Raw genomic sequence first — 14,798 nt, forward strand, 5'->3', positions numbered from 1 at the left:
GGGCGGTGGTGGTCAGCGCGGTGCCCAGCGCCATCGCCAGGACCGCCAGGATCCCCGCCCCCGGCACCCCCTGCGAGACCGCGAAGACCAGGATCAGCACCGCTCCGGCGCAGGGCCGCGAGCCCGCCGCCAGGACCACGCCGGCGCGGGCGCGCCAGCTATCCAGGGTGTCGAGCGTCCGGGCGTCGGGCAGGTGGGCGCAGCCGGGTCCGCAGGGCGTCCCGAGTTGGACGAGCCGGCCGGCCTTACGCCAGGTCAGCGCCAGCCCGACCACGGCGACGAGGGCGAAGCTGGCGGTCTCGATCACGGTTCCAGCCCGGGTCACCCCGGCCGCGGTGGCGTTCAGCACCACGGTGCCGATCCCGACGATCGCTCCTGCGACCAGCGCCTGGAGCAGGGCCGCGCAGGCGCTCAGGGCGCAGCCCCGACGCAGGGCCCGCTCGCCCGCCAGGATGTAGCCGGCGATCACCGCCTTGCCGTGGCCGGGGCCTGCGGCGTGGAAAATGCCATACGCGAAGGCCAGGCCGATCAGCGGCGCCCAGTCGCCGCCGCCCTTCAGCGCCATCACGGCGGCGTTGAGGCTGCGGGAAAAACTCGCCTGGAGGGCCAGGATCACGCCGCCGAGGCCGGTGGCGGCCGGGGCCGCTTCGCGAAAACCGATGCCGAAGGGCGAGCGCGCCGGCGGCGCGGCGATCCCGGGGGCGATGAGCCAAGCCAGCCCGGCGGCCACGAGGGCGGCCAGCACCACGGCGCCGGCCATCAGCCCCAACCGCAGCCCAAGCCGTCCGAACCGGGGTTGCGCGGCGATGCCGATCCCTACGGACATGCGACCAGGATCCGGCTGGCGAACTGGACCCCGTAGGACGAGGCAGCGGTGAGCGCCTCGAAGAAGGCCTCGGTCATGCCGGGCGAACCGGCTTCGGCGGTCTTGGGCTGCTCCGTCTTCGGGCGGGTGACCGTGGCGGCGCAGCCCTGCGGCGCGCCCGCGAGGGTGGCCGCGTCCGAGCCCTCCGCGAACGAGAAGGCCACGAAATAGGTCGGGTCGTAGACCTCCAGGGCGGCGACGCCCCTGCCCTGCTGGACCGGCGCCTTGAGCGGAAGCAGGAAGCTCAGCTCCAGCGCCTTGCCCTCCAGCCGCATCGCCGGCTCCTTCGGTTCGGCGAAGGCCTGGTCCTTGCCGCCGACCTTCAGCTTCGTGAAGTAGCCGAACTCGGCGAGGTTCGTGGTGTTCTCGGCCGCGAGCCCGGCCAATTCGTCGGGCGCGAGCGTGCCGTCCTTGTTGGCGTCGAGCCCCTGGGTGACGAAGGCGGTGTATTCGGGATCGAAGCTCCAGGTGTCGCGCACGCCCACGAGCTTGCCGTCCTGGTAGACGAGCTGCGCCTTCGCGGTGACCCAGACATGGGGATGGGCCGACGCGGGCGTGGCGGCGCAGGCGAGGCCGACGGCCAGGAGCAGGGCGACGGTCTTCGCGACGGGCTTGGGGAAAGGCGCGGCGATCGGCATGGGGCGGCGGCACGCTCGCTGCAAAGAGGGGAGACCACGAGAAACGCGGCCCCTTCCTCATCCCCTGGTTGGGCGAAAGCGAGGCGCCGCGGCGCGCCGATCTCCCGAAGAAATCACTCCTGCGCGTCCAGGCCCATCAGCTGAAAACTCGTCCGCAGGTCGTTCGACATCGGGATGTCGAGGCGCTCGCCGTTGGGCAGGCGCTTCAGGAACCAGCGCTCGTAGGTCCAGCGCAACGCGCGTGATTCGGCCAGCCTTGTGAAGGTTTGGGCCACGACCCCGGCGAACTCGGGATCGTCCTTGCGGAACATGATGCCGTAGGGCTCGTAGGAGAGCTTGTCGGGCAGGACCGTGTAGCTCGCCCCGTCCTGGCCGTCGGTGGCGATCAGGCCGTAGAGCAGCACGTCGTCGGTGGCGAAGGCGTCCGCCTGGCCGGCCTTCACCAGGGCGTAAGACGCCGCATGGTCGGGGGCCGTCACGATCTGCGCCTGGATCTTGAGCTTGGCCAGGAGGTCGCGCACCGCCTTCTCGTTGGTGGTGCCGGCGGTGACCACCACGGTCTTGCCGGCCAGATCCCGGTAGGAGGCCACGCCGGTGCCCTTCTTCACCAGCAGCTGCGTCGCGCTGATGTAGTCGACCGGCGAGAAGGCGACGCTCCGGCGCCGCTCGGCGTTGGCGGTGGTCGAGCCGCATTCGAGGTCGATCTTGCCCGAGGTCAGGGCCGGGATGCGCGTCTCCGCGGTCACCGGCTCGTACCTGACTGTCACCGTCCGTCCGATCGCCGCCTGGATGTCGTCGGCGATCTCGCCGCACAGGTCGATGGCGTAGCCGATCGCCCGGGGGCTGCCGTCCCGGTGCTTGCCCTCCACGAAGGAGAACGGCACCGAACTCTCCCGATAGCCGAGGACGATCTCGCCGCGCTCGGCCACCCGCTTCAGGGTGCCGGTAAGCACCTCGATGGATGCGGCGGGGCGCGGGACGCCCGCCAGCACGAGAACCATCGCCAGGACCGAGCCGAACCGCAACGCCGCCATGCCGTGTCCTCCGGGGAGCCGCGCTCGGCTGTTGATCCGCTTCGCCACGCTCCGAAAGCCGGCCGCCGGCTTTCGCGACGATGCTCTATTCGGCGGCTGAGGGAACCGGGCCGACATGGTCGAGGCGCTGGTCGGTGCTGGTGAGCTGCCCCTCCCACTTGGCCACCGCGACGGTGGCGATGCTGTTGCCGAGCACGTTGGTCGCCGAGCGGCCCATATCCAGGAACTGATCGATGCCGATGATCAGCAGCAGGCCGGCTTCGGGGATGTTGAACTGCGCCAGCGTCGCCGAGATCACCACCAGCGAGGCGCGCGGCACGCCGGCCATGCCCTTCGAGGTCACCATCAGCAGGAACAGCATCGTGAGCTGCTGACCCCAGGTAAGCGGGATGTTGTAGGCCTGGGCGATGAACATCACCGCGAAGGTGCAGTACATCATCGAGCCGTCGAGGTTGAACGAGTAGCCCATCGGCAGCACGAACGAGGTGATGCGGTTGGGCACGCCGAACTGCTCGAGGTTGGTCAGCATCTTCGGGTAGGCCGCCTCGCTCGACGCGGTCGAGAAGGCGAGCACGAACGGCTCCTTGATCAGGTTGAACAGCCGCCTGATGCCGTCGCCGCCGAGCATCAGGAAGCCGACGCCCATCAGCAGCGCCCAGAGCACCGCGAGGCCGGCGTAGAACTCGACCAGGAACTTGCCGTAGGTCACCAGGACGCCGATCCCCTGCGTGGTGATCGTGGCCGCGATCGCCGCGAACACCGCCACGGGGGCGAACAGCATCACGTAACCCGTCACCTTGAGCATGACGTCGGCCAGGCCCTCGATGCCCTGGGCCAGGAAGTGCCCCTTCTCGCCGAGCGCCGCGAGCGCCACGCCGAAGAAGATCGAGAACACCACGATCTGCAGAATCTCGTTGTTGGCCATCGCCTCCACGGCGCTCTTGGGCACCAGGTGGGTGACGAACTCCTTGAGCGACAGCGAGGCCGCCTTGAGGCCGGTGCCGGCGCCGACATCCGGCAGCGGCAGGTTCAGGTTGTGGCCCGGCTGCATCAGGTTGACCAGGATCAGGCCCAACATCAGCGAGCAGAACGAGGCGCCGACGAACCAGAGCAACGCCTTGCCGCCGACCCGGCCGACCGCGGCGGTATCCCCGAGATGGGCGATGCCGACCACCAGTGTCGAGAACACCAGCGGCGCGATGATCATCTTGATCAGGCGGAGGAAGATATCCGACACCAGTGCGATGTAGCCGGCGATTTCCTTGGCCGTCTGTGGATCCGGCCAGGTGATGCTGCAGGCGTAGCCCACCGCGATCCCGAGCAGCATGCCGATAAAAATCAACGTCGTGAGCCGTGAACCCGACATCGGTACTGCTCCTCGTCGCCGCCCGGGATGGACCAGCATCGACTTTCGTCAACGTGAAGCATGGATTAAGCCATACGCAAGCCAATTCGTAGGTTGTTACTGACATGCCCGACTGTTTTCCCGGGACGTTCGCCCGGGGTTGAAACCTGTGGCCGACCGGTCGCAGCTGCGGTACGAGACTTGCTCTCCCGGCTTGCCTGCCGTTTCTGCAGGCTGGACCAAAAACCTGCGCCCGCGAGAATACATGGACGTCTTCGTACAGCAGCTGATAAACGGGCTAACGCTCGGTTCGATATACGGTCTGATCGCGATCGGTTACACGATGGTGTTCGGTATCATTGGAATGGTGAACTTCGCCCACGGCGATGTGTTTATGGTGTCCAGCTTCATCGCGCTGATCACCTTCCTTCTTCTCACGACCTGGCTGGGGATTAGTTCGATCGCCCTGGCGTTCCTGGTCGTCCTCGTGGTCGCCATGGTGCTCACAGCCCTGTGGGGCTGGGCGATCGAGCGGATCGCGTACCGGCCCCTGCGCGGCTCGTTCCGGCTGGCGCCGCTGATCTCGGCGATCGGCGTCTCGATCTTCCTGTCGAACTTCGTCCAGGTGGTGCAGGGCGCGCGCAACAAGCCGACGCCGCCGATGCTCTCTGGCGGCATCACGCTGTTCGAGCGCGACGGCTACGCGGTGTTCCTGGCCTACAAGCAGATCCTGATCATGGCGGTCACGGCCGTGCTGCTGACCGGCTTCTGGTATCTCGTACAGCGGACCCCGTTCGGCCGGGCGCAGCGCGCCTGCGAGCAGGACCGCAAGATGGCTGCCCTGCTGGGTATTGACGTCGACCGGACGATCTCGCTGACCTTCGTGCTCGGTGCCGCGCTCGCGGCCGTCGCCGGGGTCCTCTACCTGATGTACTACGGCGTCGTGTCCTTCTCGGACGGGTTCGTGCCCGGCGTGAAGGCGTTCACCGCGGCGGTGCTCGGCGGCATCGGCTCGCTCCCCGGCGCCGTACTCGGCGGCCTGATCATCGGGCTGATCGAGACCTTCTGGTCGGCCTACTTCTCCATCGAGTACAAGGACGTCGCCGCGTTCTCGATCCTGGCGATTGTGTTGATCTTCATGCCGTCCGGCATCCTGGGCCGGCCGGAGGTCGAGAAGGTCTGATGGCGAACTTCAAGCCTGCGACCCAAGCCGCCATCTCGGAATCGGCGATGGCCGGCATCGTGCGCGACGCCGCGCTCTACGCGCTGGTCGCCTTCGGCCTCTGCGTGCCGATCATCGCATACCGGACCGATCCCGGCCCGGGCAGCGACCTGCTGCTGACCCCGCGCTGGGGCCTCGTGGCATCCCTGTGTGCGGCGATCTTCGTCGTCCGCATCCTCCAGCGCCTCGTGCTCCTGCGCCGGGACGCACGCCGCGCCCTGACCCCCTCCCCGGCCCAGGCCACCGAGGCGGTCCAGGGTGAACCCGCGGCCGGACAGAAGACCTCCAAGGTCGGCCTGTACGTGTTCATCGGCATCGCCCTGACGCTACCGGCGCTCGCGGCGGCGGCCACCGGCGGCCTGTCCTCGGCGCGCTACTGGATCGATCTCGGGATCCTGATCCTGACCTACGTGATGCTCGGCTGGGGCCTCAACATCGTGGTCGGCCTCGCTGGCCTGCTCGACCTCGGCTACGTCGCCTTCTACGCGGTCGGGGCCTATTCCTACGCGCTGCTGTCGACCACCTTCGGCCTGTCGTTCTGGATCTGCCTGCCGCTGGCGGGCGTGTTCGCCGGCCTATGGGGGATGCTGCTCGGCTTCCCCGTGCTGCGCCTGCGCGGCGACTACCTCGCGATCGTGACGTTGGCCTTCGGCGAGATCATCCGCCTGGTGCTGATCAACTGGACGGACGTGACCGGGGGCGGGGCCGGCATCTCGTCGATCCCGCGGGCGACCTTCTTCGGGATCCCGTTCAGCGCCGGCGAGGACGGCTTCGCCGCCCGGTTCGGCATACCGTACGATTCGATGCACCGTCTGGTGTTCCTCTACTACCTCATCCTGGCGCTGGCCCTGTTCACCAACTTCGTCACCCTGCGCCTGCGCAGGCTGCCGATCGGGCGGGCCTGGGAGGCTCTGCGCGAGGACGAGATCGCGTGCCGGTCCCTCGGCATCGACACGACGGCCACCAAGCTCACGGCCTTCGCGCTCGGGGCGGCGTTCGGCGGCATCGCCGGCTCGTTCTTCGCGGTGCGCCAGGGCTTCATCAGCCCGGAGAGCTTCAACTTCCTGGAGAGCGCGATCATCCTGGCGATCGTGGTGCTGGGCGGGATGGGCAGCCAGGTCGGCGTGGCCATCGCGGCGGTCGCCATGGTCGGCGGCCCCGAGATGCTGCGCAACCTCGGCTTCCTCAAAGCCGTGTTCGGCGAGGGCTTCGATCCCAACGAGTACCGCCTGCTTCTGTTCGGCGTCGCCATGGTGGCGATGATGGTCTGGCGCCCGCGGGGCCTGATCTCGGTGCGCCTGCCTTCGGTGTCATTGGGTGAGCGCCGCGCCGTCTCGGGTGCGCATGTGAGCGAGGGGCACGGCTGATGGCGCTTCATCCGGATCCCCGGGCGCAGGCGCAGGCCTCCGCCCCGCCGGTGCTCGCCGTCGAGCACCTGACCATGCGGTTCGGCGGGCTCACCGCCGTCTCCGGCCTGTCCTTCGAGGCCAGGCGCGGCGACATCACCGCCCTGATCGGCCCGAACGGGGCCGGCAAGACCACGGTGTTCAACTGCATCACCGGCTTCTACAAGCCGACCGAGGGCATGCTCCGGCTCGCCCATGACGACGGCACCACGCACCTGCTGGAGCGGCTTCCGAACCATGCGGTCAACAGCACCGCACGGGTGGCCCGGACCTTCCAGAACATCCGTCTGTTCCAGGGCATGACGGTGCTGGAGAACCTTCTGGTCGCCCAGCACAAGCCGCTGATGCGCGCCTCCGGCTACACCCTGTTCGGGCTACTCGGCCTCAAGGGCTACCGGGATGCGCAAGGAGAGGCGATCGAGCGGGCCAAGGCCTGGCTCGACCGGATCGACCTGATGGCGCGGGCCGACGACCCGGCCGGCGCCCTCCCGTACGGCGCCCAGCGCCGGCTGGAGATCGCCCGGGCGATGTGCACCGATCCGGTTCTCCTCTGCCTCGACGAGCCGGCCGCGGGCCTCAACCCGCGCGAATCCGCCGAGCTCAACGCGCTGCTGCGCCACATCCGGGACGCGCACGATACCTCCGTGCTGCTGATCGAGCACGACATGTCGGTGGTGATGGAGATCTCGGATCACGTGGTCGTGCTGGATTACGGTCAGAAAATCGCCGACGGCACCCCGGCCGAGGTGCGGGCGGATCCGAAGGTGATCGCCGCCTATCTGGGTGTCGAGGACGACGAGGTGGAAGCCGTGGAGGCCGAGGTCGGCATCACTGTGCCGCACGGGGACCCGACGCTGCCGGACGTGAGCCGCTCGGAGGCTTCGGTATGAGCGTGGCCGGCATCAACGTCCTGGTCGAGGAGACCCGGGCGATCCAGGCGGGGGGCAAACCCCCGCTCCTCGCGGTGCGCGACGTCTCCACCTATTACGGCAGCGTCGCCGCCCTGCGGGGCGTCGATATCGACGTCGCCGATGGCGAGATCGTCACGCTGATCGGCGCCAATGGCGCCGGCAAGTCGACCTTGATGATGACGATCTTCGGCAGCCCCCAGGCGCGCACCGGGACGATCACGTACGACGGGCGCGACATCACCCGGCTGCCGACACACGCGATCGCCCGGCTCGGCGTCGCGCAATCACCGGAGGGCCGCAGGGTCTTCCCGCGGATGAGCGTGTTCGAGAACCTCCAGATGGGCGCCTCGCTCCACGGCGAGCGCTACTTTCAGGAAGATCTCGAGAAGGTCTGCACCCTGTTTCCGCGGGTGAAGGAGCGCCTGCATCAGCGCGCCGGCACGATGTCGGGGGGCGAGCAGCAGATGCTGGCCATCGCCCGCGCGCTGATGAGCCGTCCGCGCCTGCTGCTCCTGGACGAGCCGTCGCTCGGCTTGGCGCCGCTGGTGGTGAAGGGCATCTTCGACGCCATCAAGGAGCTGAATCGCACGGACGGCATGACGATCTTTCTGGTCGAGCAGAACGCCTATCACGCCCTGAAGCTCGCCCATCGCGGCTACGTGCTGGTCAACGGCCGCGTGACGATGAGTGGCACGGGCCGGGCGCTGCTCGACGATCCGAACGTCAAGGCCGCTTATCTGGAAGGGGGCCATACCGGCCCGGTCGGGGCATGAGCATGCTGCAGGGGATCCTGTACGAGGAGGAATCGGCCTGGCTGTTCCTTCTCGTCACCGTGGTGATGGGCGGCTGGGCCGGCTGGATGGCCGCCCGCGCGGTCGCCCGGGGCTGGCGGCCGTTCTGGCAATGCGCGCTCGCGCTGCTCCTCGTGGCGGCGGCCGTGCGCTTCATCCACTTCGCATTGTTCTCGGGGACGCTCGCCTCGCTCCATTACTACGCGATCGACGTGATCGTCGTCATGATCATCGGTGCGGCCGGCTTCCGGTTCACGCGAACGCGCCAGATGACGAGCCAGTACCGCTGGCTCTACGAAAGAACCTCACCGCTGACGTGGCGCACACGGGACTCCGTGGCGGACGGGGGACGGTGAGTTCGGCCGGATCCGCACAGGCGGACCTGTACTCAAGGGGATGTTAGCGATGAGATCGTTTCTGCTCGCCGGGCTTGCCCTCGGTGCGATGATCGCCGCGGCACAGGCTGCCGAGGTCAAGCTCGGCATCGCTGCGCCGATCACCGGCAACAGCGCCGCCATCGGCGTCCAGTTCAAGAACGGCGTCAGCCAAGCTGTCGAGGATATCAACAAGGCCGGCGGGATCAAGGGCACGACCCTGACGGTCCTGGTCGGCGACGATGCCTCGGATCCCAAGCAGGGTGTCTCGGTGGCCAACAAGTTCGCCAGCGACGGCGTCAAGATGGTGGTCGGCGACTATAATTCCGGCGTGTCGATCCCGGCCTCCGACGTCTATCTCGACGCCGGAATCATCCAGATCACCCCGGCCTCCACCAACGTGAAGTTCACCGAGCGCGGGATGTGGAACACCTTCCGCACCTGCGGCCGCGACGACCAGCAAGCTGCGGTGGCGGGCGCGTATCTGGTAGCCAACTACAAGGACAAGAAGATCGCTTTCGTCCACGACAAGACCCCTTACGGCAAGGGCCTGGTCGACGAGACCCAGATGGTGCTCAAGGCCAAGGGCGTGAAGCCGGTGATCTTCGAGGGCATCAACCCGGGTGAGAAGGATTACTCGGCCCTGGTCTCGAAACTGAAGTCGGCCAACGTCGATATCGTCTATTTCGGCGGCTACTACACCGAGGCCGGGCTGATCCTGCGTCAGATGCGCGACCAGGGCCTGAAGGCTCCGCTGATGGGCGGCGACGGCATGGTCGACCGCGAGCTGGTGGCGATCGCCGGTCCGGCCGCCGAGGGCACGCTGACCACCTTCCCGCCGGATGCCCGCAAGAACCCGAACGCCAAGGCCGCCCTGGCCGCGTTCAAGGCCAAGAACATCGATCCCGAGGGCTACACGCTCTATTCCTATGCCTCCGTTCAGGTGCTCGCCAAGGCGATCGCCGAGACCGGTTCCACCGACGGCAAGAAGCTGGCCGATTGGTTGCACCAGGGTAAGCCGGTCGACACGGTGGTCGGCCCGATCGCGTACGACAAGAAGGGCGACATCACCCGGCCGGACTACGTCCTGTACGAGTGGAAGAAGGGCGCCGACGGCAAGATCGACTACACCGGCAACGAACTGACCAAGTAATCTGCCTTCAATTCCGGCCGACGCCGCCCCGCACGCATGCGTGGGGCGGCGTCTGCGTTTCCGGAACGGTGGATTCGTCAGCCTTAATCGTTCTTCCCGCCGCCCCACCCGATGCGTACGCTCAAGAATTGTGCATGATGCCGGCGGCAGGCGGGCCGGCAGGCTGCCGCGACCTGCCGGGGGAGGCCGAATGACGGCGGCGCAACACGCAACCGGGGACGCTCGCGCGACGGTGGCGGCCGGTCGTACGTCGTCCGCCACAGATCTGCGCGCCACCGCAGCCCAGCTTCCGGCACCATCATTGCAAAGGCGTCGCCCGAGCGGGCGGGGCCGAGCGCCGAGCCGCCAGCCGATCCCGTTCGACCTGATCCAGGAGTTCCGTACCGATGCAGTCTGATATCGCTCGCCGTGGCCTTGCCGCGGCGCTCGGCCTGAGCCTCGCCCTGGCCCCCCTCAGCCTGCGGGCCGAGGATCTGACCGGTACCCTCAAGAAGGTGAAGGATAGCGGCACCCTCGTCATCGGCTACCGCGACGCCTCCGTGCCGTTCTCCTATCTCGGCGGCGACCAGAAGCCGGTCGGCTACGCGATGGAGATTTGCTTCAAGATCGCCGACGCCGTGAAGGCCAATCTCGGCCTGCCGAACCTCGAAGTGAAGCTCAACCCGGTCACCTCCGCCACCCGCATCCCGCTGATGGCGAACGGCACGATCGACCTCGAATGCGGTTCGACGACGAACAACGTCGAGCGCGAGAAGCAGGTGTGGTTCACCAACTCGCACTTCCTGACCGCGACCCGCTACGTCTCGAAGAAGTCGGCCAACCTGCACTCGATCGAGGACCTTAAGGGCAAGACCGTTGTGTCGACCTCCGGCACCACGAACATCAAGCAGATCAACGAGGCCAACACCGAGCGGAAGCTCGGCCTGACGATCCTGCCGGCCAAGGACCATGCCGAGGCGTTCCTGATGGTCGAGACCGGCCGCGCCGTGGCCTTCGTGATGGACGACGTGCTGCTCGCCTCCCTGGCCGCCTCCTCCAAGGACCCGTCGGCCTACGAGATCTCAACCGAGGCCCTGTCCAAGCCCGAGCCCTACGGGATCATGGTGCGCAAGGACGACACGGCGTTCAAGAAGGTCGCCGACGAGGCCACCGCCAAGCTCTACACGAGTCCCGAAGGCAAGGCGCTCTACGACAAGTGGTTCACCCAGCCGATCCCGCCGCGCAACATCAACCTCAACCTGCCGATGAGCGCGGAGATGAAGAAGCAGTTCACGACGCCGATCTCCAGCCCCGATCCGGCTGCCTACTGAGCGCCGTCCAAGGTGACGCGCACCGCGGGGCCCGGCCCTGCGGTGCGCCTTCATAAGGTCAGAGCAGAACCAGCACGATGAACTACAATTGGAACTGGCGGATCTTCTTCGATGCCTCGCCCGAGGGCAACGGCACCTATCTCGACATGCTGCTCTCCGGGCTCATGTGGACGATCGCCACCGCCCTGTGCTCCTGGATCATCGCGTTCTTCCTCGGCTCCCTGATCGGGGTGCTGCGGACGCTGCCGTCGAAGACCGCCAACGCGATCGGCACGGCCTATGTCGAGCTGTTCCGGAACGTGCCGCTGCTGGTGCAGATGTTCCTCTGGTACTTCGTGCTGCCCGAGGTGGTGCCCACGCGTTTCGGCGATGCGATCAAGCAACTGCCTGACGCGCCGTTCTACACCGCGGTGGTGTGCCTGGGCTTCTTCACCGCCTCGCGGGTGGCCGAGCAGGTCCGGGCCGGCATCCAGTCGCTGCCGCGCGGCCAGAACATGGCCGGCACCGCGATGGGCTTCACGGTCTACCAGACCTACCGGTACGTGCTGCTGCCGAACGCCTACCGGATCATCCTGCCGCCGATGACCTCGGAATTCCTGAACAACCTCAAGAACACCTCCGTGGCCCTGACGATCGGCCTCCTGGAACTGACCGCCCGCGCCCGCTCGATGCAGGAATTCTCGTTCCAGGTGTTCGAGGCGTTCACGGCGGCGACGCTGCTGTACGTGATCGTCAACCTCGTGGTCGTCACCGCGGCGACCTACCTGGAGCGCGCCGTCGCGATCCCCGGCCAGCGCTGAGGCGCCGGCCCCGCCCCCCGATTTCCCCGATCCGCCGGCGCTCGGCCACCGCGAACAGGTCCCGATGCTCTCGAATTTCGATTTCAACGTCATCCTCTCGTCCCTGCCCTACCTGTTCGGGCAGGGCATGGTCTTCACGGTGACGCTCACCGCCATGGCGGCGGTCGGCGGCGTGATCATCGGCACGCTGCTGGCGATGGCCCGGCTCTCGAGCGTGCCGGGCCTCAGCCACCTCGCGAAGGGCTATGTCGAGCTGTGCCGCTCGCTGCCGCTGGTGCTGGTGATCTTCTGGTTTTACTTCCTGGTGCCGTATATCGGCGCCTACGTGACCGGCGCCTCGACCCCGATCCAGGTCGGCGCCTTCCCGTCGGCGCTCATCACCTTCATGGCCTTCGAGGCGGCCTACTTCTCCGAGATCATGCGTGCCGGCATCCAGTCGATCCCCAAGGGACAGACCGGGGCGGCCCTGGCGCTCGGAATGAACTACTGGCAGACCATGGCCAACGTCGTCCTGCCCCAGGCCTTCCGCAACATGCTGCCGCTTCTGCTGACGCAGACCGTGGTGCTGTTCCAGGATACCTCCCTGGTCTACGTGCTTTCGCTCACCGACTTCATGGGCGCCGCCTCGAAGGTGGCGCAGCGCGACGGCCGCCTCGTCGAGATGTATATCTTCGCCGCCGTCGTCTACTTCTTGATCTGCTTCACGGCCTCGTTCCTGGTGCGTCGCCTGCAGCGCCGCGTCGCCATCATCCGCTGACCGACACTGGAGTCCGCGCCATGACCTCGACCCCGATGCCGGCCCCGTCCGTCAAGGAGCCCGTCGCAGACGCCGCCCACGCCCCCCGGGATTCCGGGCTGCAGCCGGGGCGACTCGTCTCCGGCGAGCCCGCGGCGGCGCCCGGTGAGACGATGATCGCCATCGACAACATCAGCAAATGGTACGGCGACTTCCAGGTGCTGACCAACTGCACCACCAAGGTCGCCAAGGGCGAGGTCGTGGTGGTCTGCGGCCCCTCGGGTTCGGGCAAGTCGACCCTGATCAAGTGCGTCAACGCCCTCGAGCCGTTCCAGAAGGGCCAGATCACCGTCGCCGGCACCAAGGTGATCGACAAGTCGACCAACCTGCCTAAGCTGCGCTCCCGGGTCGGCATGGTGTTCCAGCACTTCGAGCTGTTCCCGCACCTGTCGATCACCGAGAACCTCACCATCGCCCAGCGCAAGGTCCTGGGCCGCGGCGCCGAGGACGCCAAGAAGCGCGGCCTCGACCTGCTGGCCCGGGTGGGCCTGAGCGCCCAGGCGGAAAAATTTCCGGGGCAGCTCTCGGGCGGTCAGCAGCAGCGCGTGGCGATCGCCCGGGCGCTCGCCATGAACCCGGTGGTGATGCTGTTCGACGAACCGACCTCGGCGCTGGACCCCGAGATGGTCGGCGAGGTGCTCGACGTGATGGTCGAGCTCGCCAAGGAGGGCATGACCATGATGGTCGTGACCCACGAGATGGGCTTCGCCCGCAAGGTCGCCGACCGGGTGATCTTCATGGATCGCGGCGAGATCGTCGAGGACGCCAAGAAGGAGGATTTCTTCGGCAGCCCCCGCTCCGAGCGCGCCCAGACCTTCTTGTCGAAGATCCTGCAGCACTGATTTTTTTCGACTTGGCCGAGGGATCTCGGATATCGCCGCGTGACGAAGGGAATGCCTACCCCCGTCACGCCGTCCGCTTGCGACCGTGGGCACCGGTCTTGAGACCGGCCGCGAGAACCTCGCCCATCCGCACCTGCCAGCCCGGGCCGGTGGCCTGGTAGCCTTCGATCACGTCGGGGGGCAGGCGCAGGGTAACGAGCTTCTTGCTGGTCTCCGATCTGGGACGGCCGCGCTGCGTGAGCCTCGCGAAGAGTGCCGGATCCAGAACCTCGGAGGCCGGGCGGCCCTGCGCGGCCTGTTCGTCGGTGACCTCCGGTGCGTCCGGATCGCGCGCGATCGCGGCCTGGATCCGGGCCTCCTCGGCGTCGCTGATCGGGCCTGCCTTACGCTTGGTCATAGAGGCTCCTCTCTTTGCGACTAGCCGGCCGAAGGCTGATGGCCGTCACCGCCTCCGTCCCGAGCGGCGAAAACACCAGCGCCCTCAAATGGCCGTCGAGCCATCCGACGGCGATGAATCGCGGGCGGCCGTCCGGTCCCGGATAAGCCGGGACGACGATGGCGCTGTCCCATTCGAAGCGGTCGCGAGCATCGACGAAATCGAGACCATGCCCCTCCGGCTCGGGGCGCAGGTTGATCGCGCGCTTGCGCTCATCCCAGACCATTTGCACCGAATTAATGTAACTACAGATCAGGCCGTCGGCAAGGCACTTGTGCGGTCGACCCAGAAGCTTGAGCGGCTTTGGTGGACCTAGACGACTGCCGCCTGCGCGGCCCGATACTCCCGCCCGTGCTGGCAATAGCCCTCGACGATGCGGATCATCATCGCGCGCTTCTCGGCGTCCAGGGGTGACAGGATCCGGGCCGGGCGGCCGCCCCAGAGATAGCCGGCCCCCAGGATCTGGCCGGGATCGGTGGTGGCGCCGGCCGCCAGCATGACGTCGTCGGCGATCAGCGTGCCGGGGGCGACCGTGGCGCCGATGCCGATCAGGGCCCGCGCGCCGATCCGGCAATCGGCGATCCGGACGTTGTGGGCGATGGTCGTGTCGCGCCCGATCACGACGCCCTCGGCCCGGCTGCGGATCGTCGTGTTGTCCTGGATGTTGGTGTCGGCCCCGACCACGATCGGCCCGGCCTCGGCGTTGAGATCGCACGAAAACAGCACACTGACGCCGGCCCCCAGGCTCACCCGTCCACGCAGGCGCGCGGTCCGGGCGACGAACACGCTGTCCTCGACCTCCGGGGGGAGCCCAAGTTCGACGGATGCCCCGTCGCCCATCCGCTCGCGCAGGCGCTCGGCGCGCTCGGCGACCT

Annotated in this window: 17 protein-coding genes; 10 read left to right on the plus strand and 7 right to left on the minus strand. The window is 67.6% G+C overall.

Annotated elements, in window-relative coordinates; translation table 11 throughout:
* From FV228_RS08150 to FV228_RS08165, 4 genes are all read right to left on the minus strand, one after another.
* On the minus strand, positions 1-826 hold an 826-nt coding region (locus FV228_RS08150), incomplete at its 3' end, for a nickel transporter (RefSeq protein WP_147854145.1).
* Positions 817-1,503 carry a DUF1007 family protein gene (locus tag FV228_RS08155; protein ID WP_147854146.1) on the minus strand — a complete coding sequence of 229 codons (687 nt, stop codon included), beginning with the start codon at positions 1,501-1,503 and terminating at the stop codon, positions 817-819. The genes FV228_RS08150 and FV228_RS08155, both read right to left, overlap by 10 nt.
* A gap of 113 nt (positions 1,504-1,616) precedes the next feature.
* A complete protein-coding gene (locus tag FV228_RS08160; RefSeq protein WP_147854159.1) occupies positions 1,617-2,504 on the minus strand; it encodes an amino acid ABC transporter substrate-binding protein in 888 nt (295 codons plus the stop codon).
* A 118-nt stretch (positions 2,505-2,622) separates the two neighbouring features.
* Positions 2,623-3,903 carry a dicarboxylate/amino acid:cation symporter gene (locus FV228_RS08165; protein ID WP_147854147.1) on the minus strand — a complete coding sequence of 427 codons (1,281 nt, stop codon included), beginning with the start codon at positions 3,901-3,903 and terminating at the stop codon, positions 2,623-2,625.
* Between the two features lie 244 nt (positions 3,904-4,147).
* Here FV228_RS08165 and FV228_RS08170 point away from each other — a divergent pair, with 244 nt between their 5' ends.
* From FV228_RS08170 to FV228_RS08215, 10 genes are all read left to right on the plus strand, one after another.
* Positions 4,148-5,065 carry a branched-chain amino acid ABC transporter permease LivH gene (locus FV228_RS08170; protein WP_147854148.1) on the plus strand — a complete coding sequence of 306 codons (918 nt, stop codon included), beginning with the start codon at positions 4,148-4,150 and terminating at the stop codon, positions 5,063-5,065.
* Complete coding sequence (livM, locus tag FV228_RS08175; RefSeq protein WP_147854149.1) at positions 5,065-6,471, plus strand: high-affinity branched-chain amino acid ABC transporter permease LivM; 1,407 nt, start codon at positions 5,065-5,067, stop codon at positions 6,469-6,471. Before FV228_RS08170 ends, livM begins: the two co-directional genes overlap by 1 nt.
* Positions 6,471-7,400 (plus strand): ABC transporter ATP-binding protein, encoded by a 930-nt coding sequence (locus FV228_RS08180; RefSeq protein WP_147854150.1) that lies wholly within the window; start codon positions 6,471-6,473, stop codon positions 7,398-7,400. Before livM ends, FV228_RS08180 begins: the two co-directional genes overlap by 1 nt.
* Positions 7,397-8,194 (plus strand): ABC transporter ATP-binding protein, encoded by a 798-nt coding sequence (locus FV228_RS08185; RefSeq protein WP_147854151.1) that lies wholly within the window; start codon positions 7,397-7,399, stop codon positions 8,192-8,194. Before FV228_RS08180 ends, FV228_RS08185 begins: the two co-directional genes overlap by 4 nt.
* A 5-nt stretch (positions 8,195-8,199) precedes the next feature.
* Positions 8,200-8,568 carry a DUF6867 family protein gene (locus FV228_RS08190; protein ID WP_147854160.1) on the plus strand — a complete coding sequence of 123 codons (369 nt, stop codon included), beginning with the start codon at positions 8,200-8,202 and terminating at the stop codon, positions 8,566-8,568.
* A 49-nt stretch (positions 8,569-8,617) separates the two neighbouring features.
* Positions 8,618-9,739 carry a branched-chain amino acid ABC transporter substrate-binding protein gene (locus tag FV228_RS08195; protein WP_147854152.1) on the plus strand — a complete coding sequence of 374 codons (1,122 nt, stop codon included), beginning with the start codon at positions 8,618-8,620 and terminating at the stop codon, positions 9,737-9,739.
* Between the two features lie 386 nt (positions 9,740-10,125).
* Positions 10,126-11,049: an amino acid ABC transporter substrate-binding protein gene (locus FV228_RS08200; RefSeq protein ID WP_147854153.1), complete on the plus strand. Its 924-nt coding sequence runs from the start codon at positions 10,126-10,128 to the stop codon at positions 11,047-11,049.
* Between the two features lie 77 nt (positions 11,050-11,126).
* Positions 11,127-11,849 carry an amino acid ABC transporter permease gene (locus FV228_RS08205; protein WP_147854154.1) on the plus strand — a complete coding sequence of 241 codons (723 nt, stop codon included), beginning with the start codon at positions 11,127-11,129 and terminating at the stop codon, positions 11,847-11,849.
* Positions 11,850-11,913: 64 nt separating this feature from the next.
* Positions 11,914-12,606, plus strand: coding sequence for an ABC transporter permease subunit (locus FV228_RS08210; RefSeq protein WP_147854155.1), 693 nt, complete (start codon positions 11,914-11,916; stop codon positions 12,604-12,606).
* A 152-nt stretch (positions 12,607-12,758) separates the two neighbouring features.
* Positions 12,759-13,487, plus strand: a complete 729-nt coding sequence (locus tag FV228_RS08215) for an amino acid ABC transporter ATP-binding protein (RefSeq protein ID WP_147854161.1) — start codon at positions 12,759-12,761, stop codon at positions 13,485-13,487.
* Positions 13,488-13,551: 64 nt separating this feature from the next.
* Here FV228_RS08215 and FV228_RS08220 read toward each other — a convergent pair whose 3' ends face one another.
* From FV228_RS08220 to FV228_RS08230, 3 genes are all read right to left on the minus strand, one after another.
* A complete protein-coding gene (locus tag FV228_RS08220) occupies positions 13,552-13,884 on the minus strand; it encodes a BrnA antitoxin family protein (RefSeq protein WP_147854156.1) in 333 nt (110 codons plus the stop codon).
* Positions 13,871-14,149: a BrnT family toxin gene (locus FV228_RS08225; protein WP_147854157.1), complete on the minus strand. Its 279-nt coding sequence runs from the start codon at positions 14,147-14,149 to the stop codon at positions 13,871-13,873. The genes FV228_RS08220 and FV228_RS08225 overlap by 14 nt, the downstream gene beginning before the upstream one ends.
* Before the next feature lie 86 nt (positions 14,150-14,235).
* Positions 14,236-14,798, minus strand: a 563-nt coding sequence (locus FV228_RS08230; RefSeq protein ID WP_147854158.1) for a gamma carbonic anhydrase family protein, incomplete at its 5' end; no start/stop codon positions are given.

It is taken from the genome of Methylobacterium sp. WL18 (assembly GCF_008040015.1).
GTDB lineage: Bacteria > Pseudomonadota > Alphaproteobacteria > Rhizobiales > Beijerinckiaceae > Methylobacterium > Methylobacterium mesophilicum.

Bases quoted from the DNA above. Each gene is read 5' to 3' on its own strand.
- FV228_RS08155 (WP_147854146.1), bottom strand. From the start codon at position 1,503: ATGCCGATCGCCGCGCCTTTCCCCAAGCCCGTCGCGAAGACCGTCGCC.
- FV228_RS08160 (WP_147854159.1), bottom strand. From the start codon at position 2,504: ATGGTTCTCGTGCTGGCGGGCGTCCCGCGCCCCGCCGCATCCATCGAG.
- FV228_RS08165 (WP_147854147.1), bottom strand. From the start codon at position 3,903: ATGTCGGGTTCACGGCTCACGACGTTGATTTTTATCGGCATGCTGCTC.
- FV228_RS08170 (WP_147854148.1), top strand. From the start codon at position 4,148: ATGGACGTCTTCGTACAGCAGCTGATAAACGGGCTAACGCTCGGTTCG.
- livM (WP_147854149.1), top strand. From the start codon at position 5,065: ATGGCGAACTTCAAGCCTGCGACCCAAGCCGCCATCTCGGAATCGGCG.
- FV228_RS08180 (WP_147854150.1), top strand. From the start codon at position 6,471: ATGGCGCTTCATCCGGATCCCCGGGCGCAGGCGCAGGCCTCCGCCCCG.
- FV228_RS08185 (WP_147854151.1), top strand. From the start codon at position 7,397: ATGAGCGTGGCCGGCATCAACGTCCTGGTCGAGGAGACCCGGGCGATC.
- FV228_RS08195 (WP_147854152.1), top strand. From the start codon at position 8,618: ATGAGATCGTTTCTGCTCGCCGGGCTTGCCCTCGGTGCGATGATCGCC.
- FV228_RS08200 (WP_147854153.1), top strand. From the start codon at position 10,126: ATGCAGTCTGATATCGCTCGCCGTGGCCTTGCCGCGGCGCTCGGCCTG.
- FV228_RS08205 (WP_147854154.1), top strand. From the start codon at position 11,127: ATGAACTACAATTGGAACTGGCGGATCTTCTTCGATGCCTCGCCCGAG.
- FV228_RS08210 (WP_147854155.1), top strand. From the start codon at position 11,914: ATGCTCTCGAATTTCGATTTCAACGTCATCCTCTCGTCCCTGCCCTAC.
- FV228_RS08215 (WP_147854161.1), top strand. From the start codon at position 12,759: ATGATCGCCATCGACAACATCAGCAAATGGTACGGCGACTTCCAGGTG.
- FV228_RS08220 (WP_147854156.1), bottom strand. From the start codon at position 13,884: ATGACCAAGCGTAAGGCAGGCCCGATCAGCGACGCCGAGGAGGCCCGG.
- FV228_RS08225 (WP_147854157.1), bottom strand. From the start codon at position 14,149: ATGGTCTGGGATGAGCGCAAGCGCGCGATCAACCTGCGCCCCGAGCCG.